Source organism: Cyanobium gracile PCC 6307 (genome assembly GCF_000316515.1).
In the GTDB taxonomy this organism is placed as follows: Bacteria; Cyanobacteriota; Cyanobacteriia; order PCC-6307; family Cyanobiaceae; genus Cyanobium; species Cyanobium gracile.
This window is the reverse complement of sequence record NC_019675.1, coordinates 1,286,746-1,311,587: the sequence shown is the minus strand read 5'-3', so window position 1 is coordinate 1,311,587 and position 24,842 is coordinate 1,286,746. Positions and strand designations below refer to the sequence as shown.

At 70.3% G+C, this 24,842-nt stretch carries 22 protein-coding genes, 1 tRNA gene and 1 pseudogene; 8 read left to right on the top strand and 16 right to left on the bottom strand.

Going from position 1 to position 24,842, the window contains the following annotated elements:
* Window positions 1-2: 2 nt before the first annotated feature.
* The 6 genes from CYAGR_RS06140 to hpf all read right to left on the bottom strand — a co-directional run bounded on the left by CYAGR_RS06140 (window position 3) and on the right by hpf (window position 5,142).
* The gene (locus CYAGR_RS06140; RefSeq protein ID WP_015108927.1) at window positions 3-440 is read right to left on the bottom strand and encodes a response regulator transcription factor; all 438 of its coding nucleotides are present in this window, start codon (window positions 438-440) and stop codon (window positions 3-5) included.
* 75 nt (window positions 441-515) lie between these two features.
* Window positions 516-1,703 (bottom strand): glycosyltransferase family 4 protein, encoded by a 1,188-nt coding sequence (locus CYAGR_RS06135; protein WP_043325489.1) that lies wholly within the window; start codon window positions 1,701-1,703, stop codon window positions 516-518.
* Window positions 1,704-1,751: 48 nt separating this feature from the next.
* Window positions 1,752-3,092, bottom strand: a complete 1,341-nt coding sequence (locus tag CYAGR_RS06130) for an MFS transporter (protein ID WP_015108925.1) — start codon at window positions 3,090-3,092, stop codon at window positions 1,752-1,754.
* A complete protein-coding gene (gene recO, locus CYAGR_RS06125) occupies window positions 3,089-3,895 on the bottom strand; it encodes a DNA repair protein RecO (protein WP_015108924.1) in 807 nt (268 codons plus the stop codon). Before recO ends, CYAGR_RS06130 begins: the two co-directional genes overlap by 4 nt.
* Window positions 3,888-4,592 (bottom strand): deoxyribose-phosphate aldolase, encoded by a 705-nt coding sequence (gene deoC, locus CYAGR_RS06120; RefSeq protein WP_015108923.1) that lies wholly within the window; start codon window positions 4,590-4,592, stop codon window positions 3,888-3,890. The genes recO and deoC overlap by 8 nt, the downstream gene beginning before the upstream one ends.
* The gene (hpf, locus tag CYAGR_RS06115) at window positions 4,555-5,142 is read right to left on the bottom strand and encodes a ribosome hibernation-promoting factor, HPF/YfiA family (protein ID WP_015108922.1); all 588 of its coding nucleotides are present in this window, start codon (window positions 5,140-5,142) and stop codon (window positions 4,555-4,557) included. The genes deoC and hpf overlap by 38 nt, the downstream gene beginning before the upstream one ends.
* A gap of 63 nt (window positions 5,143-5,205) precedes the next feature.
* Here hpf and lipB point away from each other — a divergent pair, with 63 nt between their 5' ends.
* The 5 genes and pseudogenes from lipB (at window position 5,206) to queA (ending at window position 10,975) form a co-directional block, all read left to right on the top strand.
* A complete protein-coding gene (gene lipB / locus CYAGR_RS06110; RefSeq protein WP_015108921.1) occupies window positions 5,206-5,922 on the top strand; it encodes a lipoyl(octanoyl) transferase LipB in 717 nt (238 codons plus the stop codon).
* Between the two features lie 26 nt (window positions 5,923-5,948).
* Window positions 5,949-7,910 carry an AMP-binding protein gene (locus CYAGR_RS06105; protein WP_015108920.1) on the top strand — a complete coding sequence of 654 codons (1,962 nt, stop codon included), beginning with the start codon at window positions 5,949-5,951 and terminating at the stop codon, window positions 7,908-7,910.
* 47 nt (window positions 7,911-7,957) lie between these two features.
* The gene (locus CYAGR_RS06100; RefSeq protein WP_015108919.1) at window positions 7,958-8,401 is read left to right on the top strand and encodes a YlqD family protein; all 444 of its coding nucleotides are present in this window, start codon (window positions 7,958-7,960) and stop codon (window positions 8,399-8,401) included.
* A gap of 46 nt (window positions 8,402-8,447) precedes the next feature.
* A pseudogene (locus CYAGR_RS06095) lies at window positions 8,448-9,801 on the top strand (dihydrolipoamide acetyltransferase family protein).
* A gap of 31 nt (window positions 9,802-9,832) precedes the next feature.
* Window positions 9,833-10,975, top strand: coding sequence for a tRNA preQ1(34) S-adenosylmethionine ribosyltransferase-isomerase QueA (gene queA, locus CYAGR_RS06090; protein ID WP_015108917.1), 1,143 nt, complete (start codon window positions 9,833-9,835; stop codon window positions 10,973-10,975).
* Window positions 10,976-11,027: 52 nt separating this feature from the next.
* Here the strand turns inward: queA and CYAGR_RS06085 are convergent, their stop codons facing one another.
* The 3 genes from CYAGR_RS06085 to CYAGR_RS06075 all read right to left on the bottom strand — a co-directional run bounded on the left by CYAGR_RS06085 (window position 11,028) and on the right by CYAGR_RS06075 (window position 12,748).
* On the bottom strand, window positions 11,028-11,627 hold the full coding sequence (locus CYAGR_RS06085; protein WP_015108916.1) for a superoxide dismutase: 600 nt from the start codon (window positions 11,625-11,627) through the stop codon (window positions 11,028-11,030).
* Window positions 11,628-11,697: 70 nt separating this feature from the next.
* A complete protein-coding gene (locus tag CYAGR_RS06080; protein WP_015108915.1) occupies window positions 11,698-12,369 on the bottom strand; it encodes an FKBP-type peptidyl-prolyl cis-trans isomerase in 672 nt (223 codons plus the stop codon).
* 37 nt (window positions 12,370-12,406) lie between these two features.
* Complete coding sequence (locus CYAGR_RS06075; protein ID WP_015108914.1) at window positions 12,407-12,748, bottom strand: phasin family protein; 342 nt, start codon at window positions 12,746-12,748, stop codon at window positions 12,407-12,409.
* Window positions 12,749-12,816: 68 nt separating this feature from the next.
* Between CYAGR_RS06075 and CYAGR_RS06070 the strand changes: the two genes are divergently transcribed.
* A complete protein-coding gene (locus CYAGR_RS06070; RefSeq protein ID WP_015108913.1) occupies window positions 12,817-14,352 on the top strand; it encodes an apolipoprotein N-acyltransferase in 1,536 nt (511 codons plus the stop codon).
* Here CYAGR_RS06070 and CYAGR_RS06065 read toward each other — a convergent pair.
* The 5 genes from CYAGR_RS06065 to CYAGR_RS06045 form a co-directional block, all read right to left on the bottom strand.
* Window positions 14,300-15,376 (bottom strand): mechanosensitive ion channel family protein, encoded by a 1,077-nt coding sequence (locus CYAGR_RS06065; protein WP_216593369.1) that lies wholly within the window; start codon window positions 15,374-15,376, stop codon window positions 14,300-14,302. The two genes, CYAGR_RS06070 and CYAGR_RS06065, sit on opposite strands and share 53 nt — an antisense overlap.
* 65 nt (window positions 15,377-15,441) lie before the next feature.
* On the bottom strand, window positions 15,442-17,016 hold the full coding sequence (locus tag CYAGR_RS06060; RefSeq protein WP_015108911.1) for a mechanosensitive ion channel family protein: 1,575 nt from the start codon (window positions 17,014-17,016) through the stop codon (window positions 15,442-15,444).
* 50 nt (window positions 17,017-17,066) lie between these two features.
* Window positions 17,067-17,720, bottom strand: a complete 654-nt coding sequence (locus tag CYAGR_RS16410) for a hypothetical protein (RefSeq protein WP_015108910.1) — start codon at window positions 17,718-17,720, stop codon at window positions 17,067-17,069.
* Between the two features lie 32 nt (window positions 17,721-17,752).
* On the bottom strand, window positions 17,753-18,862 hold the full coding sequence (locus CYAGR_RS16405; RefSeq protein ID WP_172637154.1) for a helix-turn-helix domain-containing protein: 1,110 nt from the start codon (window positions 18,860-18,862) through the stop codon (window positions 17,753-17,755).
* Between the two features lie 5 nt (window positions 18,863-18,867).
* Entirely contained in the window at window positions 18,868-19,392 is a 525-nt protein-coding gene (locus tag CYAGR_RS06045) for a type IV pilin-like G/H family protein (RefSeq protein WP_015108908.1), read from the bottom strand.
* A 396-nt stretch (window positions 19,393-19,788) separates the two neighbouring features.
* Here CYAGR_RS06045 and CYAGR_RS06040 point away from each other — a divergent pair, with 396 nt between their 5' ends.
* Window positions 19,789-20,739, top strand: a complete 951-nt coding sequence (locus CYAGR_RS06040) for a formylglycine-generating enzyme family protein (RefSeq protein WP_051017207.1) — start codon at window positions 19,789-19,791, stop codon at window positions 20,737-20,739.
* Window positions 20,732-23,296 (top strand): arylsulfatase, encoded by a 2,565-nt coding sequence (locus CYAGR_RS06035; RefSeq protein WP_015108906.1) that lies wholly within the window; start codon window positions 20,732-20,734, stop codon window positions 23,294-23,296. The genes CYAGR_RS06040 and CYAGR_RS06035 overlap by 8 nt, the downstream gene beginning before the upstream one ends.
* Window positions 23,297-23,322: 26 nt before the next feature.
* Here the strand turns inward: CYAGR_RS06035 and CYAGR_RS06030 are convergent, their stop codons facing one another.
* A complete protein-coding gene (locus CYAGR_RS06030; RefSeq protein ID WP_216593368.1) occupies window positions 23,323-23,760 on the bottom strand; it encodes a hypothetical protein in 438 nt (145 codons plus the stop codon).
* Window positions 23,761-23,873: 113 nt separating this feature from the next.
* Window positions 23,874-23,941 (bottom strand) — tRNA-Ala (locus tag CYAGR_RS18200).
* Window positions 23,942-24,842 lie beyond the last annotated feature (901 nt).

Below are 24,842 nucleotides of genomic sequence, written 5' to 3'. Positions count from 1 at the left end.
CGTCACAGGTGGCCGTTCTCGCTCCTCCTGGGCAGGAGCCGTTCCAGCAGGTCGGCCAGCCTGTCGAGAAGTTCGTGCTTGAGCACGTAATCGTCGGCTCCGGCCTCCTGGGCCTGGCGGCGCCGCTCGGGGTCGTTCAGGGAGGTGAAGATGACCACCGGCACGGTGCACCCCCGGCTGCGCAGGTCCCGCAGGCATTCGATGCCGTCGCAGTCGGGCATCTGCACGTCGAGGAAGACGAGGTCGATCCCCCCCTCGGCCAGCTTCGTCGCGAGGCCCTGGCCGTTGGTCAGCGCCACGACCTCGCAGCCGGAGTCCGCCAGCTCCTCCGCCACCATGGCCCGGATGTGGGGGTCATCGTCGACGATCGAGACGGTGGGCCGAGCGGCGACGGGCACGTCGGAACCGCCCACGACCTGGGTGGCGAAGGGTGAGTTCATGGCACCTGGAACCGCGACCCATCCTGACGCGATCCGTGCTGATCGGCAGCGCCGGGGCGGGGCCGGAGCGACCGGTCAGACCGCCACCGGCTGCGGGCTGAGCTCGGCGTAGAGCCGCTCGAGGGCGTCGATGTTGCCGGTGAGGGTGTAGCGCTCCAGGGCCCGCTGGCGGGCCCGGCGTCCCAGCTCGGCCGTGAGCACCGGTTGGTCCCGCAACACCGGCAGGAGGGTGCGCAGCTGGGTGGTGACACCCTGGGTGCTGATCACGATGCCTGCACCGCCCTCCAGCACCTCCCCATCGGCTCCGGCATCGGTGGCCACGCAGGCGGTGCCGCAGGCCATGGCCTCCAGCAGGGCCAGGGAGAGTCCCTCCACCAGGGACGGCAGCAGGAACACCTCGGCGAGCTGGAGCAGCGCCACCCGGCGGGCCCGGCTGGCCTCGTAGCCCCACCAGATCACATCGGCTTCGCTGCCGCTCTGCAGGGACGAGCGCAGCGGCCCGTCCCCCACGATCACCAGAACGCAGCCCTGGGGACGCACCAGCCGCCAGGCCTTCAGCAGGGCCTCGACGTTCTTCTCGGTGGCCACTCGCCCCATGTAAAGGAAGACGCGACGACCCCCCACCCTGAGCCGCAGCTGGGCCAGCTCGGGTTCACCGCCCGGGGCGGCCGGAGCCCAGGTGTCGGTGTCGACCCCGTTGGGGATCACCGCCAGCCGTTGGCGCCGCACCCCCAGGCGCACCAGCACTTCGGCCTGCAGCTCGGAGAACACGATCACCCGGTCGAACTTCGCCAGGGAGGGGGCGTAGAGCTGGTAGGTGAGCTGCTGGGTGCCGGCGGTGAGGTTGCGCAGCCCGGCGTCGAAGGGGGGATGGAAGGTGGCCACCAGGGGCAGGCCCAGCTGCTGGCAGAGGTCGGGCAGGCGGAAGTCGAGGGGGGAGAGGGTGAGGCTGGCGTGCACCAGATCGGGCCGCAGCCGTTCCAGGGACTCCCGCAGCTCCCGCTGGGCCCCCGGGGAGGGGATCGTGTAAACCTGCGACTTCACCAGGTAGGGCAGGGCCACCTCGGGGTTGGCCTCCGGCCCCCCCGGCGGGTCCAGCTCGCCGCCCCCCGCTTCCGGCCGGCCAAGGGAGGGGGTGGGCGTGTCGAAGTGAATGAAGCTCACCGCGTGGCCGCGCTGCCGCAGGGCTTCGGTGGTGCTGAGGCCGTAGGTGACGTTGCCGCAGAACGGAGACTTCTTGCCCAGCCAGGCAATGTGCATCACCTGTATGGACCCACGCAACAGCGGAATGTAGCAGCGCTCGGCGGGCGCTCAGCTGCTGCGCCAGGGGCGCTCACTCAGGGCGGCGACCGCGGCGATGGCCGCCAGCCCCCAGAGTACGGGAAGCAGCCCGTAGCGGCTGACCACGGTGCCCGCCAGCACGAGGGGCAGGCTGAGGGCGATGTTGATCAGGTTGTTCTGGAGCCCGAACACCCGGCCGCGCTGGCTCTCCGGGGTGTCTTCCTGGATCGTGGTCTGGGCGGGGATCGCCAGCAGGGCCGCGCCCACCCCCAGCAGGCCGCAGAGCAGCAGGGTGAACACCAGGTTGCCGCGCAGCTGCCCCAGCAGCACCAGGCACCAGGCGATGGTCCCGAGCCCCGCACTGGCCAGCCCGCGGCGGCTGAAGCGCTCGCCCAGCTGGGCCATGGCCAGGGCTCCCACCGCAAGCCCCAGCCCGCTCATCGCCAGCAGCACGCCGAAGCGGGTGGGGCCGAGCCCGCCGATGGCGGCCGCCAGGCTGATCGCCAGGACATACAGGGCCGCCAGCAGGCTGTATAGCAGCACCAGCTGGATCATGGCGCTGCGCACGTTGGGCCGCTCCCGCAGCACCTGCACCCCCTCGCCGATCTCCTCCCAGACGGAGATGGAGCGCGGCACCCGGGGCGGTTCGGGGATCACGATCCCGGCGATGGCCACGGCCGCGGCGCCGTAACAGAGCGGCAGCAACACAAACTCTCCTCCCGGGATCCCCACCTGGGCCAGCAGGGTGCGCAGCAGGCGCAGGATCGGGTCGCCGAGGGCAAACCCGACGATCGTGGCCGCCATGCTGGTGGCCTGGTACACCGAATTCGCGGCGAGCAGCTGGGGGTAGCTCACCAGCAGGGGAATGGCGGCCTGCTCCGCCGGCGCGAAGAACTGGGTGAGCACCGACTCGAAGAACGTCATGGCCACCAGGGCCCAGTAGCCCCAGCTGAGGCCGAGCCACATCGGCCCCGGCAGCAGGCACAGGGGGGCCAGCATCACCAGGGCGGCCCGCAGACCGTTGGAAGCCACCATCACGGTGCGCTTCGGCCAGCGGTCGGCCCAGACCCCCGCCACCGTCCCCAGCAGCATCGCCGGCACGGTGTTGGCCACATAGATGCCGGTGGCCAGCAGGGTGATCATCTGGGCCCGGGTCTCGAAGCCCATCCGGAAGGCCGCGGCCGCCTCGGCGAGGGCCGCGTTGCTCTGCGGCGTGTCCGTCACCCAGTACTGGGCGATCAGGAACACCATCAGCACGATGTAGAACTTGTCCGCCAGCTGGGAGAACACCTGGCCGATCCAGAGTCGCCGGAACCCCGGCAGGGCCAGTACGGCGGCCAGTCCCCTCTCGGTCTTGCCGCTCGGGCTCATGCTGGCTCGGACGGATGGGAGGACATCGGGTCGCAGGCGGTCCGCAGCAGTCTGAAGGCTCGCGGTCTCTGACCGAGATGCTCGCCGCACCAGGCCTCCACCAGGTCGAGCAGGTGCAGCCACACCGCCTCCGGTCCCATCAGCCGGCCGTCGCGACTCCGGGGCGGGGCGGGGCGCGTCAGCCGCTGCAGCAGGGCCAGCTCGGAGGGATTGAGCATCACCCGGGCGCCCGGGATCGCCCCGATCGCCAGGCCCTCGCTGGGCAGCAGGCTGCAGCGCCACGACCAGTCGCCGATCGGCGGCAGCAGCGGCGCGCCGCTGCGGACACAGTGCTGCAGGGGCAGGGCGAAGCCCCCCAGGGCCAGCAGGTGGATGCTGCCCTGCACCGCCACCGCCAGCGCCTCCACCCGCTCGGCCCGCTCCGTCACCACCGCCTCCAGGCGGCCGAGCTGGAGCAGCAGGTCGGGGAGCACCCCCGGGGCGGGCGTCTCGCCCGGCACCAGCTTCAGGCAGAGCTCGGCCAGGGCCTGGGCGGCGGCCAGGGTCTCCAGGCGCTGGGCCAGGCCGCTGTAGTTGCGCAGCACCCGCAGCTGCCGCACCCGCCGCAGGCCGCCGCGGCCCCCCACCTGCAGCACCAGATGGGCCAGGGGCACCGCCGCCGCCAGGCTGCTCTTGGGCCGGCGCGCCCCCGGCACCGCCAGCCGGGTGAGGCCTTCGGCCTCGCTCAGCAGGGTGAGCAGCCGGTCATGTTCCCCCAGGGGGCGGCAGGTGAGGGCCAGGCCCTCCAGGTGCTGTTCAGGCACCGGCGCGCAACGCCTGCATCAGGGCCACGCCCCGGCTCGTGCCCAGCCGGCCGGCACCGGCCGCCACCAGGGCCAGCGCCTGGTCGAGATCGGCGATGCCACCGGCGGCCTTCACCGCCGCCCGGCCCCGGGCCAGGGCCACCAGCCGGCCCACCTGCTCGGGGGTCACCGGCGGGCCGAAGCCGCTGCCGGTCTTGAGGTGGCGCACCCCGGCATCGATGCTGATCTCCACCAGCAGCTCCAGGGCCTCGGGGTCGAGCCGGCCCATCTCCAGGATCACCTTGACCGGCAGGCCCAGGTCGGTGATGGCCGCCAGATCGTCGAGCACGGCGGTGCCCTCGCCATCGGCCAGGGCGCCGAAATCGGGCACCACGTCAAGTTCGTCGGCACCGGCGGCGGCGGCCCACTCCGCCTCGGCCCGCTTGATCGCCGCAGGGATGGCCCCGAAGGGAAATCCCACCACGGCGATCAGCTTCACCGCCCCGTCGACCGGCAGCCGCTCGCGGGCCACCGGCAGCCAGCGGGAGGCCAGGCACACCCCGGCGAAGCCGAAATGGCGGGCCTCATCGCAGCAGCGGAGGACGGCCTCCCGGCCCCGGTGGGGATCCAGGAGGGCGTGGTCGATCAGGGGGGCGAGGTCGGGCCGGTCGGACTCCCGCTCAGGTGTCACGGGCCTGGATGACGCCGAATCCGCCATGGTTGCGGCGGTAGACCACCTGGATCTGGCCCGTGGCCGCGTCGCGGAACATGTAGAAGTCGTGGTCGATCAGATCCAGCTGATGCAGGGCCTCCTCCAGGTCCATCGCCGGCATGGCGAAGTACTTGCGGCGCACGCCGCGGTGGGGGACGGCGGGCTCGAGGCCATCGGTGAGGGACCCCCCGGGGTTGGGCAGGGTGGCGGCTCCGGCTTCCTCGGCGGCGGCGGAGCGGTGCACCGGACCCTGGCTGCGTTCCTGCAGCCGATCCTTGTAGCGGGTCAGCTGGCGGCTCAGCTTGGTGGCCACCAGATCGATGCTGGCGTAGAGGTTCTCGCTGCGTTCCTGGGCCCGGATCACCACCCCGTTGGCGAAGACCGTGACTTCCGCCGTCTGCTGCGGCACACGGGGATTGCGGGCCACCGACAGATGCACGTCGGCTTCCTTGACGATGCCATCGAAATGGCTGATGGCGCGATTGAGCTTGGTTTCGGTGTACTCCCTGATCGCCGGTGTGACGTCGAGATTGCGGCCGTGGATCAGCAGTTTCATTCGGGTGCCTGCCTCCAGAGGAATTCTGGCTCTGGGACAACCTCAAGCTAGGAACGCCTCTGCATGGCCCCCAACACCCCCGCAATTCTTTTTGAAGCCCGCTCCCCGGTGCCCTTCCCGCTGGCCTGGGAGTGGCAGCGCCGTCTGCAGCGGCGCCGGCTCGACGATCCCGCCGCGCCCGATGCCCTGCTGCTGCTGCAGCACACCCCCTGCTACACCCTGGGCCGGGGGGCCAGCCTGGAGCACCTCGGCTTCGATCCGGCCCACCCGCCCCTGCCGCTGCACCGCATCGACCGGGGCGGCGAGGTGACCCACCACCTGCCCGGCCAGCTGGTGCTCTACCCGGTGCTCGACCTGCAGCGCCACGGCGGCGACCTGCACCTCTATCTGCGGGCCCTCGAGGACGTGGTGCTGGCGGTGCTGCAGGAGCTGGGGCTGGAGGGGGAGCGCATCGAGGGGCTCACCGGGGTCTGGCTCGAGGGCCGCAAGCTGGCGGCGATCGGGGTCGGTGCCCGGCGCTGGATCAGCCAGCACGGCCTGGCGCTGAATGTCGACTGCTCCCTGGAGGGCTTCGCCGCGATCGTTCCCTGCGGGCTCTCCGGTCGGCCGGTGGGACGGCTGGTGGACTGGCGGCCCTGCCTCACCCCCGAGCAGGTGGCGCCGCTGCTGCTGGCGGCCTTCGCCCGCCGCTTCGGCGTGGCCCTGCGGCCGCCGTGGCCACAGGAGGGACTGGCTGGCCTGGGGGAGGGGGGAGACCGGTCGGGACTGGGAGAATCCTGACCTTCCGTTTACCGCGCCGGCCGCCCATGAACGCCAGAGCCGAGATCCACTGGGGCGGCAGCCCCCGGGACCGCCGAGCCCTTGAAGGTCGCGCCGACTGGAGCCAGCTTGAGGGACTGGAGGGCCTCTGGCCGGAACTGGAGCGCCTGCATGGCCCCCGCGTGGCGCTGGAAGCCCCCCATGGCCGCCATCCGGAGACGCTGCGTTACGGCGAGCTGCGCCAGGCGATCGACCGAGCGGCGGCGGCTTTCGCCGATCTGGGGGTGGGGCCCGGCGATGTGGTGGCCCTGTTCGCAGAGAACGGTCCCCGCTGGCTGGTGGCCGACCAGGGGCTGATGCGGGCCGGGGCGGCCGATGCGGTGCGCGGCAGCGTGGCCCCGGCCGAGGAGCTGCGCTACATCCTCGAGGACGCCGGTGCGGTGGGGGCGGTGCTGGAGTCGGCCGCCCTGCTGGAGCGGCTGGCCCTCGACGGGCCGGCCCTGCAGCGGCTGCGCTTCATCGTGCTGCTGGAGGGGGAGGCCCCGGCCGTTCCCCTGCCGCTGCCCTGCCTCACCTGGGACGACCTGCTGCAGCGCGGTGCCGCCAGCCCCCTGCCGCCGCTCCCCACGGGAGGCCCCGGTCGGCTGGCCACGCTCCTGTACACCTCCGGCACCACCGGCCAGCCCAAGGGGGTGCCCCTCAGCCACGCCAACCTCCTGCACCAGCTGCGCACCCTGGGGGTGGCGGTGTCGCCGAGCCCCGGAGATCACGTGCTGTCCGTGCTGCCGATCTGGCATGCCTACGAGCGCACCGCCGAATACTTCCTGCTCAGCTGCGGCTGCCGGCAGACCTACACCACCCTCAAGCAGCTGCGCTCCGACCTGCAGAAGGTGCGGCCCCAGTACCTGATCAGCGTGCCGCGGCTGTGGGAGGCCCTGCTCTCCGGCTTCGAGGACGCCCTGGCGGCCATGCCCCCCTCCCGCCAGCGCCTGCTGCGCCGGGCCCTCGCCGTCAGCCGGGCCTTCCACCGGCGGCGGCGGACGGCCCTGGATCTCACCCTCAAGCCGGTAGGGGCGGCCGACCGGCTCGTGGCCGCCGCCGGCGCCCTGCTGCTCTGGCCGCTGCATGGGGCGGCCGGCGCCTTGCTCTGGCCGAAGGTGCGCGCCCAGCTGGTGGGGGGGAGGCTGCGCACCGCCATCAGCGGCGGCGGGGCCCTGGCCATCCACGTGGACGGGTTCTTCGAGGCCGTCGGCATCGAGCTGCTGGTGGGCTACGGCCTCACCGAGACCAGCCCGGTGCTCGCCTGCCGCCGGCCCTGGAGCAACCGCCGCGGCAGCGCCGGCCAACCCCTGCCGGACACCGCCCTGAAGGTGGTGGACCCCGCCACCAGGACCCCGCTGCCGGTGGGGGAGCGGGGGCTGGTGCTGGCCAGGGGGCCCCAGGTGATGGGGGGCTACCACAACAAGCCCGAGGCCACGGCGAAGGTGCTCGATGGCGAGGGCTGGTTCGACACCGGCGACCTGGGCCTGCTGCTGGCCGATGGAACCCTGGTGCTGACGGGCCGCGCCAAGGACACGATCGTGCTCAGCAGTGGCGAGAACATCGAGCCCGGCCCCCTGGAGGAGGCCCTGGTGGCATCACCGCTGGTGGAGCAGGTGATGCTGGTGGGCCAGGACCGCAAGCAGCTCGGGGCCCTGGTGGTGCCGAAGGCGGAGGTGCTGCAGGCGTTCGCGGCCACGGCCCAGCTCCCCTGCCCCGATCCCGGGGACCCCGGCGCCGGCGCCGACCCGGCCCTGCTGCGGGCGCTCTGCCGCGAGTGCAATCGCCTGCTGGCGGCACGGCCAGGCACCCGGGCCGACGAGCGGCTCGGCGGCGTCGCCCTGGTGGAGCCGTTCAGCATCGACAACGGCCTGCTCACCCAGACCCTCAAGCAGCGCCGCGATCGGATTGCCGAGCGGGACCACGCCGCCATCGCCGCGCTCTATGGCGAGAGCGGATCCCACGGTTGACCGGATCCCCCGTCGCCTGACAGCCTGGGCCTTGCACCTGCAGTCCCATGGCCGACGGCACCAGCCTCAACATCAAGCGATCGATCACGGTGCGTGCCGTGGTGACACCGCGCTGGAAGGAGGATGCCGAGCGGGAGCTCAGCAACGCCCTCACCAATTTCGACCAGCAGCTGGCCCAGCTGGAGCAGGAGGGGCAGCGGCTGATCGACGAGATCCGCCGTCAGAGCATCAACCCCCTCGATCCCCGGGTCCAGGAGCAGGTGGGCTCGGTGCAGCAGCAGGTGGCGGCCAAGCGCGCCGAATTCGAGGAGCAGAAACGTCAGGTGCTGGAGCAGCAGCGCCAGGTGCGGGAACTGGAGATGGAGCAGGTGGTGGAGCAGGGGCAGATCGAGAGCTTCTGCGACGTCCAGGTGGGCGACAACCTGGTGCAGAAGCTGCAGGTGTCGGTGCTGGTGAGGGATGGGGTGATCGAGGCGATCGAGGGGGGCTGATCCTTCCGCCGCCTAAAATCCCCCCCATCACAGAGGCAGTCCCCCGTTGGCCACCCACGAAATCTTCATGCCGGCCCTCAGCTCCACCATGACGGAGGGCAAGATCGTGGAGTGGCTCAAGAAACCCGGTGAGCGGGTCGAGCGGGGCGAGTCGGTGCTCGTGGTCGAGTCCGACAAGGCGGACATGGATGTGGAGGCCTTCCAGGAGGGCTTCCTGGCTGCCGTGCTGATGGAGGCGGGCAGCACCGCGCCGGTGGGAGAGACGATCGGCCTGATCGTGGAGAGCGAAGCGGAGATTGCCGCGGCCAGGGCCGCGGCACCGGCACCTGCCACGGCAGCACCCACCCCCGCTCCCGCCACCCCTGCGGCCGCCGCACCTGCTCCAGCTGCGGCGCCCCCCACCCCCGCCCCGGCCTCGCCCCCACCGGCTCCCGCCCCCGTGGCCGCCCCGGCCCCGGGGCGCTTCCCGCCGCTGCCAGCGACGGCCGGGTGGTGGCCACCCCCGGGCCCGCAAGCTGGCGGCCCAGCTCGGTGTGGCCCTGGCCTCCGTGCGGGGCACCGGCCCCAATGGCCGGATCCAGGCCGAGGACGTGGAGCAGGCCACCGGCCAGCCCGTCAGCGTGCCGCGGGTGGCCGAAGGCACCGCTCCGGCCATGGTCGCCCCGGCGGCCGGCAATGGCGCGGCGGCCGCCCCAGCCGCCCCCGCTGGCCAGGCCTTCGGTCGCGCCGGCGAGACCGTGGCCTTCAACACCCTGCAGCAGGCGGTCGTCCGCAACATGAACGCCAGCCTGGCGGTCCCCTGCTTCCACGTCGGCTACACGATCACCACCGACCGGCTCGACGCCTTCTACAAGCAGGTGAAGGCCAAGGGCGTCACGATGACGGCCCTGCTGGCCAAGGCGGTGGGTATCACCCTGGCCCGCCACCCGCAGCTGAACGCGTCGGCCAGTGACGCGGGCATGGCTTACCCGGCCTCCATCAACGTGGCCGTGGCCGTCGCCATGGATGACGGCGGCCTGATCACCCCGGTGCTGGCCGCCGCCGACCGCACCGATCTCTATTCGCTCTCGCGCCAGTGGGCCGACCTGGTGGCCCGCTCCCGCTCCAAGCAGCTCAAGCCGGAGGAGTACACCACCGGCACCTTCACCCTCTCCAATCTGGGCATGTTCGGGGTCGATCGCTTCGACGCGATCCTGCCGCCGGGCACCGGCGCCATCCTGGCGGTCGCCGCCTCCCGGCCCATGGTCGCGGCCCTCAAGGACGGTTCGATCGCCGTGCGGCGCCAGATGCAGGTCAACCTCACCGCCGATCACCGCGTCATCTACGGCACCCATGCCGCCGCCTTCCTCAAGGATCTGGCCGACCTGATCGAGAACCGGCCCGAAAGCCTGGCCCTCTGAGGAGCCTTCCTTCCGCGTGGCCAACCCCGCCGTGACGGATCCCGCCGACCTGCGCCTGTCCAGCTACGACTTCGCCCTGCCGCAGGAGCGGATCGCCCAGCGGCCGGTGGAGCCCCGTCACGCCGCGCGGCTGCTGGTGGTGGATCCGGCGGGGGCCGGGCCTGCCCCCCATGCCCGCCACCTCAGCGCCTGGGATCTGCAGCACGAGCTCCGGTCCGGCGACCTGCTGGTGGTGAACGACACCCGGGTGCTGCGGGCCCGGCTGGAGGCGCGGCGGCCCGGCGGCGGTGCGGTGGAGTTGCTGGTGCTCGAGCCCTGGCTGGGCGGGCCGGGGCAGCGGCTGGGCGGGGCTGGCCAGTGGCTGTGCCTGGCGCGGCCCGCCAAGAAGCTGCGGCCCGGTGACCGCCTGGAGGTGGTGGCCAAGGGCCAGCCGCCCCTGACGGTTGCGGTGGTGGGCAGCGATCCCTCCACCGGCGGCCGCATCGTGCAGTTCCCGCCGGACTGCGCCGATGCGGCCGCCCTCGAGCCCCTGCTGCTGCAGTACGGCGCCATTCCCCTGCCGCCCTACATCCACGAACACGACGCCAGCGACAACGAGCGCTACCAGACCCGCTACGCCGCCCGTCCCGGCGCCGTGGCTGCCCCCACCGCCGGCCTGCATCTCAGCGACGAGCTGCTGGCGGCGATCAGGGAGCGGGAGGTCGGGGTGGCCACCACCACCCTGCATGTGGGTCTGGGCACGTTCCGGCCGATCGAAACGGAAGACCTGAGTGCTCTGGAGCTGCACAGCGAATGGGTGGAAGTGAGCCCGGCGCTGGTGGAGGCGGTGGCGGCCTGCCGGGCGGCCGGCGGCCGGGTGATCGCCATCGGCACCACTTCGGTGCGCAGCCTGGAGGCCGTGGCCCAGCTGCACGGCGGCGAGCTCCGCCCCCACACCGGCCCGGTGAACCTGGTGATCCAGCCTGGCTACCGCTTCGCTGTGGTGCAGGGCCTGCTCACCAACTTCCACCTCCCCAGGAGCTCGCTGCTGCTGCTGGTGAGTGCCCTGATCGGCCGCGAACGTCTGCTGGCTCTCTACGGCGAGGCGATCGAGCGCCACTACCGCTTCTTCTCCTACGGCGATGCCATGTGGATCGCGCCGGAGGCGGTGCTGGCAGGGGCCAGGCCAGCCTGAAAAAAGCCCCCGGGGATTCCCCGGGGGCTGATGCTTGGAGCCGAAGCGGAGATCAGGCGGCGGCCAGGTTGGCGGCCACAAAGTCCCAGTTGACCAGCTTGTCGAGGTAGGTGGTCATGTAGTCAGGACGGCGGTTCTGATAGTCGAGGTAGTAGGCGTGCTCCCACACGTCCATGGTGAGCAGGGCCTTCTGACCATGGGCCAGGGGCAGGTCGGCGTTGGCGGTCTTGGTGATCTTGAGGGTGCCGCCATCGAGCACCAGCCAGGCCCAGCCGCTGCCGAACTGGGTGGCACCGGCGGCCTTGAACTGCTCCACGAAGGCCTCATAGCTGCCGAAGTCGGCGGTGATCTTCTCGGCCAGCTCACCGGTGGGGGCGCCGCCGCCGCCAGGCTTCATGCACTGCCAGTAGAAGCTGTGGTTCCAGACCTGGGCGGCGTTGTTGAACACGCCCGCCTTGGAGGCGTCGCCGGCCACCGCCAGGATCACCTCCTCCAGGCTCTTGCCCTCGAGCTCGCCACCCTCGATCGCCTTGTTCAGGTTGGTGACGTAGGCGGCGTGATGCTTGCCGTGGTGGAACTCGAGGGTCTGCCGGGAAATGTGGGGCTCGAGTGCGTCGAGGCCGTAGGGGAGTTCGGGCAGGCGGTGAGCCATGGGAGACGAGAGAGGCTACGCGGCATTGTAACGATTGCCACCCTGGGCAAGGCCGTTGCAGCGCCGTTGCTCAGCCCTTGATCTGCAGCAGCTCCACCTCGAACACCAGCGTGGCGTTGGGGGGGATCACACCGCCGGCGCCGCGCTCGCCGTAGGCGAGATCGGGGGGGATGACCAGCTTCCGCTTGCCCCCCACCTTCATACCCGCCACCCCTTCGTCCCAGCCCCGGATCACCCGGCCGGCGCCCAGGGGAAAGCTGAACGGACCTCGGCCGTAGCTGCTGTCGAACTCCTTGCCGTTGGTGAGGATGCCGCGGTAATTGACCACTACGGTCTGGCCGCTCTTGGCTTCGGGGCCTTCGCCCAGGGTCAGGTCGGTGATGCGCAGCCCGCTGGGGGTGGTGCGCTCGGTGGGGGAGACGAGCTCCCCGCCAAGGGCCGCTGCCCCGCTGGAGGCCAGGTCGGCGCTGGAGGAATCGGGGGCCATGGTGAACAGGGTGGGGTTGGAAACGTCGGGGTCAAGTTCGAGCGGGGCCGCCACGGCCTCTCTCGCCTGCGGTGCGGCAGAAGGGTTCGCCTGGGGCGCCGTGGCCGGGCCGGAACGGGCCAGGGCCTGCTGGACGCCGGCCTCGACCGGGGCCGGTGCGGCTGCCTCCACCTGGGAGGGCGACACCAGCTGGCTCACGAAGGCCAGCATCAGACAGGCCACGCAGACGAACGAGCTGATCAGGATGTCGCGCATGCGGAAGGACCCGGATGGGGGGATTCTGCCAGTGCGATCAGTCGTTCCCTTCGCCGCCGTTCTGGCGCTGGCGCAGGGTCTGCTCGAGCCGGTCGATGCGGCCGCGCAGCTCGTCCAGTTCCCGCTGCCGGGCCAGGCCCAGGTCCTGCAGGAGCTGGTCGCGGTTGCGCTCCAGCTGGCGCTCCGCCTGCTGTTCCACCTCCGGCGTCTCGCCCCGCAGGGCGCGCATGACGTCCTCCACCAGGGCGGAGGCGTGGCTGGGGTCGAGCCGGCCGCTGCTCACCCATTCCTGGCTGACGTACTTGAGCCGGTCGGCCACCAGCGAGGTGGTGCCGAGGCCGCGCAGCAGCAGCATCTGCAGCAGATTGCCCTGGTCCATGAAAGAGGTTCCCTTGGGGAAACGGTGTGACACTTCCCCGACCTTGGCGCCTCCTGCGCCCGGCGACCATGGGCAATGACCGGCGTGCCGGCTGGGCCGCCGCCGGCGCCGGCGGGCTGCTGGCGGGGGTGGCCCTGCCGCCGGTGGGCTGGCCCTGGCTGCTCTGGCCTGCCGTGGTGCTGCTCTGGTCCCTGACGGAGAGCCGCGGGGCGGGGGTGCCGTGGCGGTTCCGGCGCGGCGGACTGTGGGGTCTGGCGGCGGTGCTGGTGAGCCATCGCTGGCTGCTCTGGCTCCATCCCCTCGACTGGATCGGCGTGCCGGGTCCCCTGAGCCTGCCGATCTGCCTGGTGCTCTGGCTGGCCATCGGCCTGGCCGCCGCCCTGCTGGTGGGGGCCTGGACGGCCCTGGTGGGCCGGCTCGATCCCGTACGGCCCAGCACGGCGCTGCTGGCGGCGGCCCTGTGGGGCCTGGCGGAGGTGCTGCTGGCCAAGGGTCCCCTGTTCTGGCTGGGGCTTGGGGCGGCGGCGCTGCCGGGGGACCGGGCCCTGGCCGGCCTGGCGGTCCTCGGGGGAGCCGGGCTGCTTGCAGCGGTTCAGCTGCTGATCGGCTGGGGCCTCTGGCGGGCCCTGCGGGCCCAGCCCGGCCAGCGGGTCCGCTGGCTGGCGGTCACGCTGGTGCTGGTGGTCGGGTGCCATCTGGCCGGCCTGACCTTGCTCCGCCAGGCCGAGGCCGCCGGCGGCAGGTCCGAGCGCTGGCTGGTGCTGCAGCCCGCCATCCCCACCCGGCAGAAGTTCGAGGCCGACCAGCAGCGCCGATTGCTGCAGCGGCTGGCCCTTGCCCAGCGGCAGGCCGCCACCGCCGAGCCGCCCGTGCAGGGGGTGCTGCTGCCCGAGGGCTCCCTGGCGCTTGGCCAGCCGTTGCCGCTGGCGGCGCCGGTGGAGGTGCTCAGCGGCGGCTTCCGCCGCGAGGGCCTGGAGCTGCGCAGCAGCCTGCTGCGTTTTGAGCCTGGCCAGCTTCAGGCCGGCGGCTGGATCGACAAGCACCGGGTGGTGCCCCTGGGCGAATGGGTGCCCCTGGCCGGCCTGTGGCGCTGGAGCGGCCTCTCGGCGGTGGGGGGCGTGGAACCGGGCCCCGCCTCCCGGCTGCTGCCGCGGCCGGGGGGGGATGTGGGGGTGGCCATCTGCTACGAGCTCTCCGACGGGGCCGCCCTGGCCGCCGCCACCCGCCAGGGGGCCCGCTGGCTGCTGGCCAGCGCCAACCTGGATCCCTACCCGCTGCAGCTGCAGGGGCAGTTCGCCGCCCTGGCCCAGCTGCGGGCGATCGAGACCGGCCGCTGGCTGGTGAGTTCCGCCAACACCGGCCCCAGCCTGCTGGTGGACGCCGGCGGTCGGCTGATCGAGCAGTTGCCTCCGGGCCGCCCGGCCACCGTCCCGGTCACCGTGCAGCAGCGCTCACCGCTCACCCCCTACGACCGTTGGGGTGAGGGTCCCCTGATCGGCCTCGCCCTGCTGGCGGGGGCCTGGCGCTGGATCGCCACGACCGCCAGCGGCGTCATGGCGACGGCGGTGGGTGGGGTGCAGCGGGGTCCTGGGGAGGGGCGGTGAAGGCGATGCCGTGGGACTGGAACGCGCGCAAAATGCCCAGATTGATGGCTTGCTGCAGATCCAGAAACACCCCCATGGTGCTGTCAGGAACGAAGAACACGAACTGAAACTCCAGAGCGTCGTCAACGAAGCGGGTGAAGTGGCAGCGGTCGAACGTGGCCGGCGGATGGGCCTGGACGACTTTTTCCACGAGTCCTGGAATGGCGGCGGCTTGCTCCGCCGGCAGTTGGTCGGACACCAGAAGCGTGTGGGCGGCCCGGCGCCGGGGCAGATCACCGAAGTTGCGGATCGTCTTCTGAAGCAGCTCCTCGTTGCCGATCACAATCCGCTCTCCGCCCAGGCTGCGGATGGAAGACGAGCGGATTCCCACTCGCTCCACCGGCCCGATGACATCGGCGAATCCGATCAGATCACCGATCTGGAAAGGCTTGTCGATGACGATGGTGAGGTAGCTGAGGAAGTGGCTCAACGGCCCCCGCAGGGCCAGTCCAAGACCGATGCCGGCACCCGCCAGGGAGGCGTAGATGGCGCCGAGTGGGACCCCCTGCTTCTGAAGAAACACCAGGCTCCCGAGCCCCCAGAAGAGGGCCCGGATCATGGGAGCCAGGGCCCTGAGGGTGCTGGTCTGCTCCTCCCTGCCCAGGCGCTGCAGGGACCGCTCCAGCAGCAGGAGCAGGCTGCGGTTGATCAGCCGCACCACCAGCACCACCGCCACCAGCAGGGCGGCGCCCTCCACCAGCCGATCGGGGCCCGGATCGATACGCAGCACCTCCCAGCCGCGCACTAAGGAGCGCCAGCCCCAGACCACCATGGCCAGGTAACCCAGCGACGCCAGGCTGCGCCACAGCAAGGGAGCGATCAGTCCCTCCGGCAGGGTGTCGGGTCGGGGAACGGCACGCCGCAGCCAGCGGCTCAGTACCCGCACCAGCAGCCACACGGCCAGCGAACCCAGCAAGACCCTGGCGAGGGCCATGAGCAGGGCGAATCCGGCGGCCTGCATCGATGGATTCAAGAGCGGGTCCATCAGTCCAAGCAAGGATTCTGATCGGCTGATGTTCATCTCCAGATTGCCTTGGCGCTAGCGCATGCTCAGGCTTCTTCGTCCGGCGACGAAGCTGGCGGTGGGGTCAACCGACGCAACAGGGCGTCGGTGATGGCGGGGGGGAAGGCTACGTTGATGCTTTCGTTGCGCAGATGCAGATCTCTCTGGGGGAACGGGATGGTCAATTCGTGACGCCGCAGGATCGCTTCGATGCGGAAGTTGAGCTCGCTGCGGATCTCGTACTGACGCCGGGGCTGGTTGATCCAGACCAGCAACTGAAAATCCAGGGAACTCTCCCCGAAACCCTTGAAGAACACCTGGGGTGATGGGGTGGCCAGGATGTCGGAGACGTCCTGGCAGGCCTCCAGCAGGGCCCCACGCACCACCTGGCAATCGGAACCGTAGGCCACTCCCACCGGAATCTTCAGACGTGCCACTGAACTCCCGTGGCTCCAGTTGACGACCCGGGACTCAAGAAACTCCACATTCGGAACGATGATCGAGATGCGGTCGAGGGTCACCACCTCGGTGCTGCGCAGATTGATGCGGGTTACGGTGCCCTGCAGGTCGCCCACTTCGACGAAATCATTCACCTTGATCGGCCGTTCGAACATGATGATCAGGCCACTAATCAGGTTCTTGGCGATCCCCTGCAGGCCAAGCCCCACCCCCACCCCCAGGACGCTGGCGAACAGGGCCAGGGAGGTGAGATTCAGGCCCCACAGCTGCAGCAGCACCAACGTGCCGAGGAACAGCAGGCCGTACTGAACGATGAAGGCGATGGCCTCCTGAGAGCCGGGTTCGATGCCGGTGCGCTGCAGGACACGGACCCTGAGCAGGCCCTTCAGCAACGCCACCCCCCGCACCAGCACGAGGAACAGCCCCATCAGGACGACGGCGTCGAGCACGGAATAGCGGCGTCCCCCCAGGGGCAGGAAGGGGGATCCCAGGCTCTCGGTGAGGGCCTCCAGCAGGCGGCTTGTCAGCAGCCGGGTGACCGGGAAGAAGCTGGAGATCAACAGGATCGCGGCCACCCAGAGACCAAGCCGCAGCACCACCAGTGCCCCGTGGAGCAGCCAGTCCCTGGGGCCCAGAGGTTGGCTGCTGCCGGGTTCACTCCCCGACGGCTGGGTGAGGGCCGAGGGCAGGTAGCGCCGCCACAGCAGCCACAGGAGCCGCTGCAGCAGGAGTGTTGCCCCAAGGATCCCTAGGGCAAAGGAGATCATGCGAGTCAGGTGGGCGGGCTGTCGCTCCGACCGTCCCCTGTTGATGGCTGCGGTGAGGCTTTGGCGCCACAGCTCAGCCTGGCCCTGCACCGACAGCCCCACCTGCGTGTCGCGGCGGGTCATGGTGAGGATCACCTCGTCATCGAGGGTGATCACCGGCAGGTTATGGAGCTCCTGCACCCCGATCCTGGCCGGGCTCCGGGTCGCCACCGCCTCCTGCAGCAGGCGGTTGGCCCGCTCCACCCGTTGCTCGCTCGAGAAGTCCTTGGAGGTGCTGACCGGGAACAGCCGGACGCCGTCCAACTGGAGGTAGGCCGTGGGTTCCGGCCGCTCCTGGCCAACGGCTCCATGCAAGGGGGCCACCACAAGCAGGACGGCCAGGACCACCAGGGCCACCAGACGGCTGCCGCGGCGACAGGACCAGCCGCGCCTCAGACCGGGGGGACTCAGGTGAGGACCGGCAGGGAACCCTGGCCGGCCGGCCGGTGCACCAGGATCTTGCGAAGGGACAGGCGAGAGGTCCCATCGGAGAGCTCGACCTGCCCGGCGGTGTCGCTTTCCGTGCCCGTGTCGTCGGGCTCCGCCATGGCCTCGGGTCCGTCCTGGGTCTCGTCCCGGGGGTCGAGCAGATCGATCACGGCCTGGCGCACCCCTGCCAGGCGCCGCTCCAGCCTCCGCCGGGCCCGCTGTTCCTGCTCCAGTTCCTGCAGCAGGGCCTTCCGCTGGCGTTCGGCGGCCTCCTCGCGCAGGCGGTCCCGCTCCCGCTCGGCCTCCTCCAGGGCCGCCTGCTCCTGTTCAGCGATGGCCAGCTGCTGCCGGATGGCCTCGTGGAAGCGCTCCACCTCCGCTTCGGCCTGGCGCCGGCCCTCAAGGGCCTCGGCCAGCTCGGCTTCGAGCCGTTCCCGCTCCAGTCGGGCCTCCTCCAGCTGGGCCGTCACCTCATGGGCGCGGGTGGCGGCGGCGACCTCCAGGTGGCGCCGGAAGCGGCGCTCCTGCTCCAGCTCCTCCCGCAGGGCATCGACTTCGCTGGAGGTGGCGGCGATCAGGCTCTGGGCCTGGGCGGTGAGGGCCTCGACCGCCTGGGTGAAGGAGCTGGACATCGGCGTGCGCAGAGGAGAGCGATGACAGTCCTCTAAGTCTGCGAGGGGGGGCCTGTCGGTAGCGATCGGCTCTTCGCATGGGTGGCAGCGTTGCTGCAGGGTTGCCTGTCGGTGCCGGCCCGGGGCAGCGCCGTCCGCCTCAGCCGGCGTCGAAGCGCGAACGGCGCAGCAGCACCGAGGGGGGCGAGGCCGTAGCTCTCCCGAAAGCTGGCGGCGAAGGACGACATCTGGACGAAGCCGTGGCGACGGGCGATGGCGGCCACGGTCTCGCCGGGCTGGGCCCGCAGCAGATCGGCGCGCACCGCGCTCAGCCGCTGGCGCTTCACCCACTGCATGGGGCTGCAGCCGAACCGCCGCTGGAACAGGTACTGCAGGTTGCGCCGGGTGTAGGCACTGCGCCGACTGAGCTCCGTGGGGGTGATCGGGGTGTGCAGATGGGCCTGGATCCACTCCAGCAGGTCGTCGAAGGGGCAATCACCGCGGTGGTCGGGGACAGCGCGATCCTTCCCCTTCAGCGTCTCCGGGCAGACGATGGCGGCCACCAGCCGGAACAGCAGATCTTCCAGCTGGCAGGCCCTGAGCCCGCCCACCGACCGCAGCAGCGGAGCCTCCAGCATTTGCAGGGCCAGGTGGAGATGGTTCAGCAGGTCGGCCTGCTCGGGTGAAGCGCTGCCGTCCACCCGCAGGGTGCGCTCGAAGGCCGGCGCCCGCCCACCGGCACCGTCGCCGAAGCCGCCCATGGCGGCGGCCGTCTCGGCCAGCCGCCGGCGATCGAGGCAGATCATCACCTCCTCGAAGCTGCCGGTGCTGGCCGTGAAGGCGGCGCCGGGCAGGTAGGCCGCCATCGGGCCGGCCTCGAGCTTCAGCCGCTGGCCGTCGCTGGTCACCTCGCCAACGCCGGACAGCGGCAGGGCGAGGGTGGCGACCGGGGAATCGTCGAATCCGATCTCCATGGGGGAGTGCCGGCTGCAGGACACCGCGATCTGCCCCACGTGGAGGATGCCGCTGCGATGGAAGAAGCCGCCGCTGCGTTGACTCTCCAGAAAGGCGTTGAGGGGGAAGTCCCGCGCCACCCGATCGAGCAGGGCGGCGGGGTCATTGACCTCCACCGCCCGCGACTCCAGCAGCGTGAGCGGAACCATGGCCGTCATTCGTTGACGATCGAGGCGGTGACCTCGACCGAGGCATCGCCGCACTGCACGATCCGGCCGGTGGGGTTGGCCACCAGGCTGCCGAGCACGAGCTGGGGGTCCGCGGGACGGATCTGGCCCGGCTGGATGTTCATGCAGATGATGGTGGTGATCCGGGGATTCTGGGTGGGCGTGAGGAAGGCCGCTCCCACATAGGCATTGAGCTGGCCCGTCTTGGGGGACTGGGCCGGAATCACATAGCTGTAGGCCGCTTCGGTGGTGGTGCGAACGGCGTAATTGAAGGACGCCGGCAGGGTGATGCCGAAATCCTGCTGGATGTTCGAGACCGTGGCCCGGAAGGCGCCGTTCTTCTGGTAGTAGGTGCGCTGCGCCTCCATCATCCGGGCCACGGCGTTGAGCGCCGCCGTCTGATCAGGGCTCGCCTGCGGCTGCGCCCCGGCCCCGGGACAGGCCGCCGCGATGCCGACGGCCAGGCAGGCCAGCAGCGTCGGGCGGGCGTGGCGGAACAAGGGGAAGGTCATGGGTGGGGGTGCGGATCGATGGCAGGGTCGTGAAGGCAGGCGGCCGTCTGTGCCTCCGCCGCCCTCGGGCCTGGGTCTGATCTTGGGAGGGGTCAGCGTGCCACGTTTCACGCCTTATCTGACAGGATCCGCGCCGCACTGTTGCGCCGCTGCGACAGTCTTGCCGTCCTGCGTTCAACGGCGGCCGGATGGCCGATGGCGGTGCCGATCGGTTGGGTCAATCCGCCGTGCCAACGAGTGTGTCGAAGGTGATCGATGCCACCCTGAACCGCTCATTGACGCCCCCAAAATGCTGGCCGTGAGCCATCCGCAGGGCGCAGCGAATCCGTGCTTGTTCATCGTCCAGAGGCCTGGAGCTTTCCGGTGCTGGCCGCCCTGCTGATCCTGGCTCTGGGGATGGGGGCGGTGCTGCTGTGGCCCGCTCCCGCCCCGGCGGCGGACCTTTGCCCGCCGGCGATGGCGCCGGTCCCCGGCGGCCGCTACCGGATCGGCGCGGCGGGCCGCCTGCCGGAGGAGGCGGAGGCGTCGGTGCGACTGCAGCCCTTCTGCATCGCCCGCACGGAGGTGACCAACCGCGAGTTTGCCGCCTTCGTGGCCGCCACCGGCTACCGCACCCAGGCGGAGCAGCCCTTGCCCCAGGAGCAGTTCCCGGAGCTGTCCGCCGCCGAGCGCCGCCCCGGCTCGGTGGTGTTCCGGCCGCCCTCCCCCGGCGAGCCCCTGGCGGAGCTCAGCTGGTGGCAGTGGGTGCCCGGGGCCGACTGGCGCCACCCCGAGGGCCCCGGCAGCTCCATCGACGACCGACTCGACCATCCGGTGGTGCAGGTATCGCTGGCGGATGCCGAGGCCTACGCGGCCTGGGCCGGCACCGCCCTCCCCAGCGAGGCCCAGTGGGAGTTCGCCGCCCGGGGCGGCCTGCGGGATCGGGCCTTCAGCTGGGGCAACACCTGGCGCCCCGGCCTGGCCAACACCTGGCAGGGGGAGTTCCCCGTCAGTAACACCGCTGACGATGGCTTCACCGGCACCGCACCGGTGGGCAGCTTCCCCCCCAATGGCTACGGACTGCAGGACATGACCGGCAATGTCTGGGAGTGGACGGCGGACTGGTACCGGCCCGGCCACGATCGCCTCGCCGGCCAGGACGATCCGGTGCTGGCTGACCCTGCCGCCAGCAGCGATCCGCGGGAGCCCGGGGTGGCCAAGCACGTCATCAAGGGGGGCTCCTTCCTGTGCGCCCCCAACTACTGCAGCCGCTACCGGCCGGCGGCGCGGGAGGCCGAAAGCCCCGACACCGGCACCTCCCACATCGGTTTCCGACTCGTTTCTCCCGCCCTGACGACCCATGCCTGAGCGTCCCCTGACCCGCTTCAGCGTTGCGCTCGGTCGCCTGCTGCGGCGCCTGGTGCCCGCGTGCCTGGCGCTGGCCCTGCTGGGTTGGTCGTTCGGCGCCGTGCCGGCCCTGGCCCAGCGGATCACTGGCACGCCGGGAGCCCCGAATGCCACCACCACGATCTCCGGGAACCAGCTGCCGGCCCCGGCGCCCCCCTTCGGCGGGGTGATCAAGGACGGGGCGCTGCAGGCGAAGCCCTGGTGGGCGCCGCGGATCACCCCGCCCCAGGGTGCACCCAACGTGCTGCTGATCATCACCGACGACGCCGGTTTCGGGGTGCCCAGCACCTTCGGCGGGGTGATCCCCACGCCGGCGATGGACCGCGTCGCCAAGGCGGGGCTGCGGTACAACCGCATGTTCTCCACGGCGCTGTGCTCTCCCACCCGCGCCGCCCTGATCACGGGCCGCAACCACCACTCGGCCGGTTTCGGGGTGATCTCGGAGCAATCGACGGGCTTCCCCGGTTACAACAGCATCCTCGAGCGGGACAAGGCCACGATCGGCCGCCTGCTCAAGGACAACGGCTATTCCACCGCCTGGTTCGGCAAGGACCACAACGTGCCCGCCTTCCAGGCGAGCCAGAGCGGCCCGTTTGATCAGTGGCCCACCGGCATGGGCTTTGAATACTTCTACGGCTTCGTGGGTGGTGACGCCAACCAGTGGCAGCCCAACCTGTTCCGCAACACCACCCAGATCTATCCCTTCGAGGGCAAGGAACCCGGCAGCTGGAACCTGGTGACGGCGATGGCCGATGACGCCATCGACTACATGAGCCGGATGCACCAGATCAACCCCAGCAAGCCGCTGTTCATCAAGTACGCCCCCGGAGCCACCCATGCGCCCCACCACCCCACCAAAGAGTGGGTGGACCGAATCCATGCCATGCATCTCTTCGATGACGGCTACGAGAAACTGAGGGAGCGCATCTTCGCCAACCAGAAGAAACTCGGCGTGATCCCCAAGGACGCCAAGCTCGACCCCTGGCCGGCCGAGGTGATCACCCCCTGGGACCAATTGAGCCCGGAGGCCCAGAAACTGTTCATCCGTCAGGTGGAGGTGTTCGCCGCCTACGCCGCCTACAGCGACTACGAAATCGGCCGGGTGATCCAGCAGTTCGAGGATCTCGGCAAACTCGACAACACCCTGATTGTCTACATCAACGGCGACAACGGCACCAGCGCCGAAGGCGGGCCCCTGGGCACCCCCAACGAGGTGGCCTTCTTCAACGGCCTCAACAAGCTGCCTGTTGAGGTGCAGATGAAGTTCTTCGATGTGTGGGGCACAGATCTCACCTACAACCACATGTCGGCAGGCTGGAGCTGGGCCTTCGACACCCCGTTCAGCTGGTTCAAGCAGAACGCCTCCCGCCTGGGCGGGGTCAACCAGAACATGGTGGTGTCCTGGCCGGCCCGCATCAAGGACCGAGGGGGCCTGCGGGAGCAGTTCGTGCACGTGATCGACGTGGTGCCGACGATCCTGGAGGCGGCCGGTCTGAAGGCGCCCGAGGTGGTGGATGGCATCCCCCAGAAGCCGATCGAGGGCACCAGCTTCGTTTACACCTTCGATGGGAAGAATCCCAAGGCGCCCTCCAGGCACGAGCGCCAGTACTTCGAGATGATGGGTCAGTGGGCCCTTTACGACAAGGGCTGGTTGCTGAGCACCAAGGTGAACCGGGCCCCCTGGGACGCCTTCGGCCCGGCCAACCCCGATCCGCTCAACAACCAGACCCTGGAGCTCTACAACCTCAACACTGATTTCAGCCAGACCACCGACCTGGCGGCCCAGAACCCCGGCAAGCTGAAGGAGATGAAGGCGGCCTTCATCGCTGAAGCCAACAAGTACCAGGTGTTCCCGCTCGATGCCTCGGTGGCGGCGCGGATCGTGGCCCCCCGGCCCAACATCACCGCCTCCCGCAGCGAATTCGTTTACACCCATCCGATGGTGGGGCTGCCCCAAGGGGATTCGCCTGTGCTGCTCAACACCTCCTACACCGTCACCGCCGACATCGAGGTGCCGGACGGCGGCGCCGAGGGCATGCTGCTCACCTCCGGCGGCCGCTTCGGCGGCTACGGCTTCTACCTGAAGAACAGCAAGCCCGTGTGGGTGTGGAACATGGTGGATCTGGAGCGCCTCAGGTGGGAGGGCAGCGAGCCCCTTGCCCCTGGCAAGCACAAGGTGGAGTTCTATTTCGTCTACGACGGCAAGGGGGCCGGCACCCTGGCCTTCAACGACTTCAGCGGTGTCGGCCGCCCCGGCACCGGCACCCTCAAGGTGGACGGCAAGGCGGTGGCCACCAAGACGATGCCGAAGACCCTGCCGATGATCCTGCAGTGGGACGAAAGCTTCGACATCGGCTCCGACACCCTCACCGGCGTCAACGACGCCGACTACCAGCCACCCTTCCGCTTCACCGGCACGCTCAACAAGCTCACCCTCAAGCTGGATCGGCCCAAGCTGTCGCCGGAAGAGATCAGGACCCTGGAGGCGGCGATGCGCACCAAGGCCATCAGTGACTGAGGCGGGGGCCACAGCCCTGATGCGGTTCAGGGCGTGGGGGGTGTCGTGGGGGTACACAGCCGCCGCCATTCCCCCAGGGCCTCTCCGGCGGCGTAGTACTTCCGCAGGCCCATCGCTGCGTCGTAGCGCTGCTTCTGCAGCGAGCCGCCCCAGCTGGCGGCAGGGCAGGGCTTGGGAGTGGCCCCGGCGCCAGCGCCAGCCCTGGGAGGCTGTTCGGCCGCATCCACCCCCAGCCGCAGCCGGAACAGGCCTTCTTGCCCATACTCCTGCCGGAAGGCCTCCCGATCGATCGGCGCCAGGGAGCCGTTGTTGGGTTCCACGATCCCTCCCGCCCGGCCGATGGAGGGGACGATGGACGGGACGAGCAGCGCCAGGCCCGCGGCGAGGCTGGCGGCCCGACGTCGCCGCCATCGGGCCCAAGGGTGGCGGATGGCCAAGGGGCAAAGGGCAGGGGATCGGGCCATCCTGTCGGCCGCACCGGCGGCAGCCGTTTCCGGCTCAGCCAGCTTGACCAGAGCAACAAGGCCCCCCAGGGGACCGGTCAAAGAAGCCCCAGGGGAGCCCTGTACCAATGAAATGGAGCCAAGCGGACTCGAACCGCTGACCCCCTGCATGCCATGCAGGGTGATCTCGCTTGTAATCCATTGCCGTTACTGTCTTTTCGGAATTCCGGTCGAAGTCTGTTTGCAAAAGCGTTTGCAAAGGTGGTCCATTCGTGCGAGCCCAGCCAGGAAGGCGCTGGGTCTTCTTCCAAGGTCATCGATGTCCAACGTCAAGTTGGCCCTGGAAGGCCCTCTGCGGGGCTGGGAATCGCGAGGAGTGGGGCCCGCGCTGTTGGGTTTCCAGCCGCCTTCCTGGGCCGTCTAAGGGCTTCTGGGGAGCGCTATGGCCCGTCCTCCTCAGATCATCGAACTCTGTCGCAAACGAGTCGGCGCAGACGAGTGGAGTGCAGCTGCCAGTGGTTGGGATCTACCTGCACTGATCGAGTCCCGAGCGGAGTGTGTGGACTGCGGTGCCACTTACGTTCACAGGCACGAAAGGGTTGGTTTTGGGGGCATACATAGATCGCGCCCGCGTGCGCGGATGCGCGGGGGTGCATCTAGCGGGCGGGAGGGGTTGCGATGGAGGGTGCCCTGGAGGTTGGCGAATTGGCGCGAATCCCGAAATCCATTGGTATGACTGAAAAGATTCGCGCCACGGGGTTGGCGCGAATCGTGAGTTGGCGCGAATCGTGGCGCGAATCGTGGCGCGAATCGTGGCGCGGATGAGAGAGGGGGTGTTGCGGGGTCTGGTAAGGTTCTCTCGGAGAGGTCTGCTCTGATGGGCCTTCTCTTGAGGCGGACGCCTTGAGAGAGAAGCAGAGAGGGGAAAGGTCTATCTGGGTCTCCAGATCAAAGGTCAGGAGGCCGGGTAGCAGGTTGTGGATCGGGCTGGTCAGGTCTCCTCGCCGGTGGTCAGGCGCAGGAACTGAGCGGTCTTGCAGGCGGCGGCGATGGTCAAATGTTCACAATGATATCTTCGCAGGAAGATGAATACCCATCTGTTT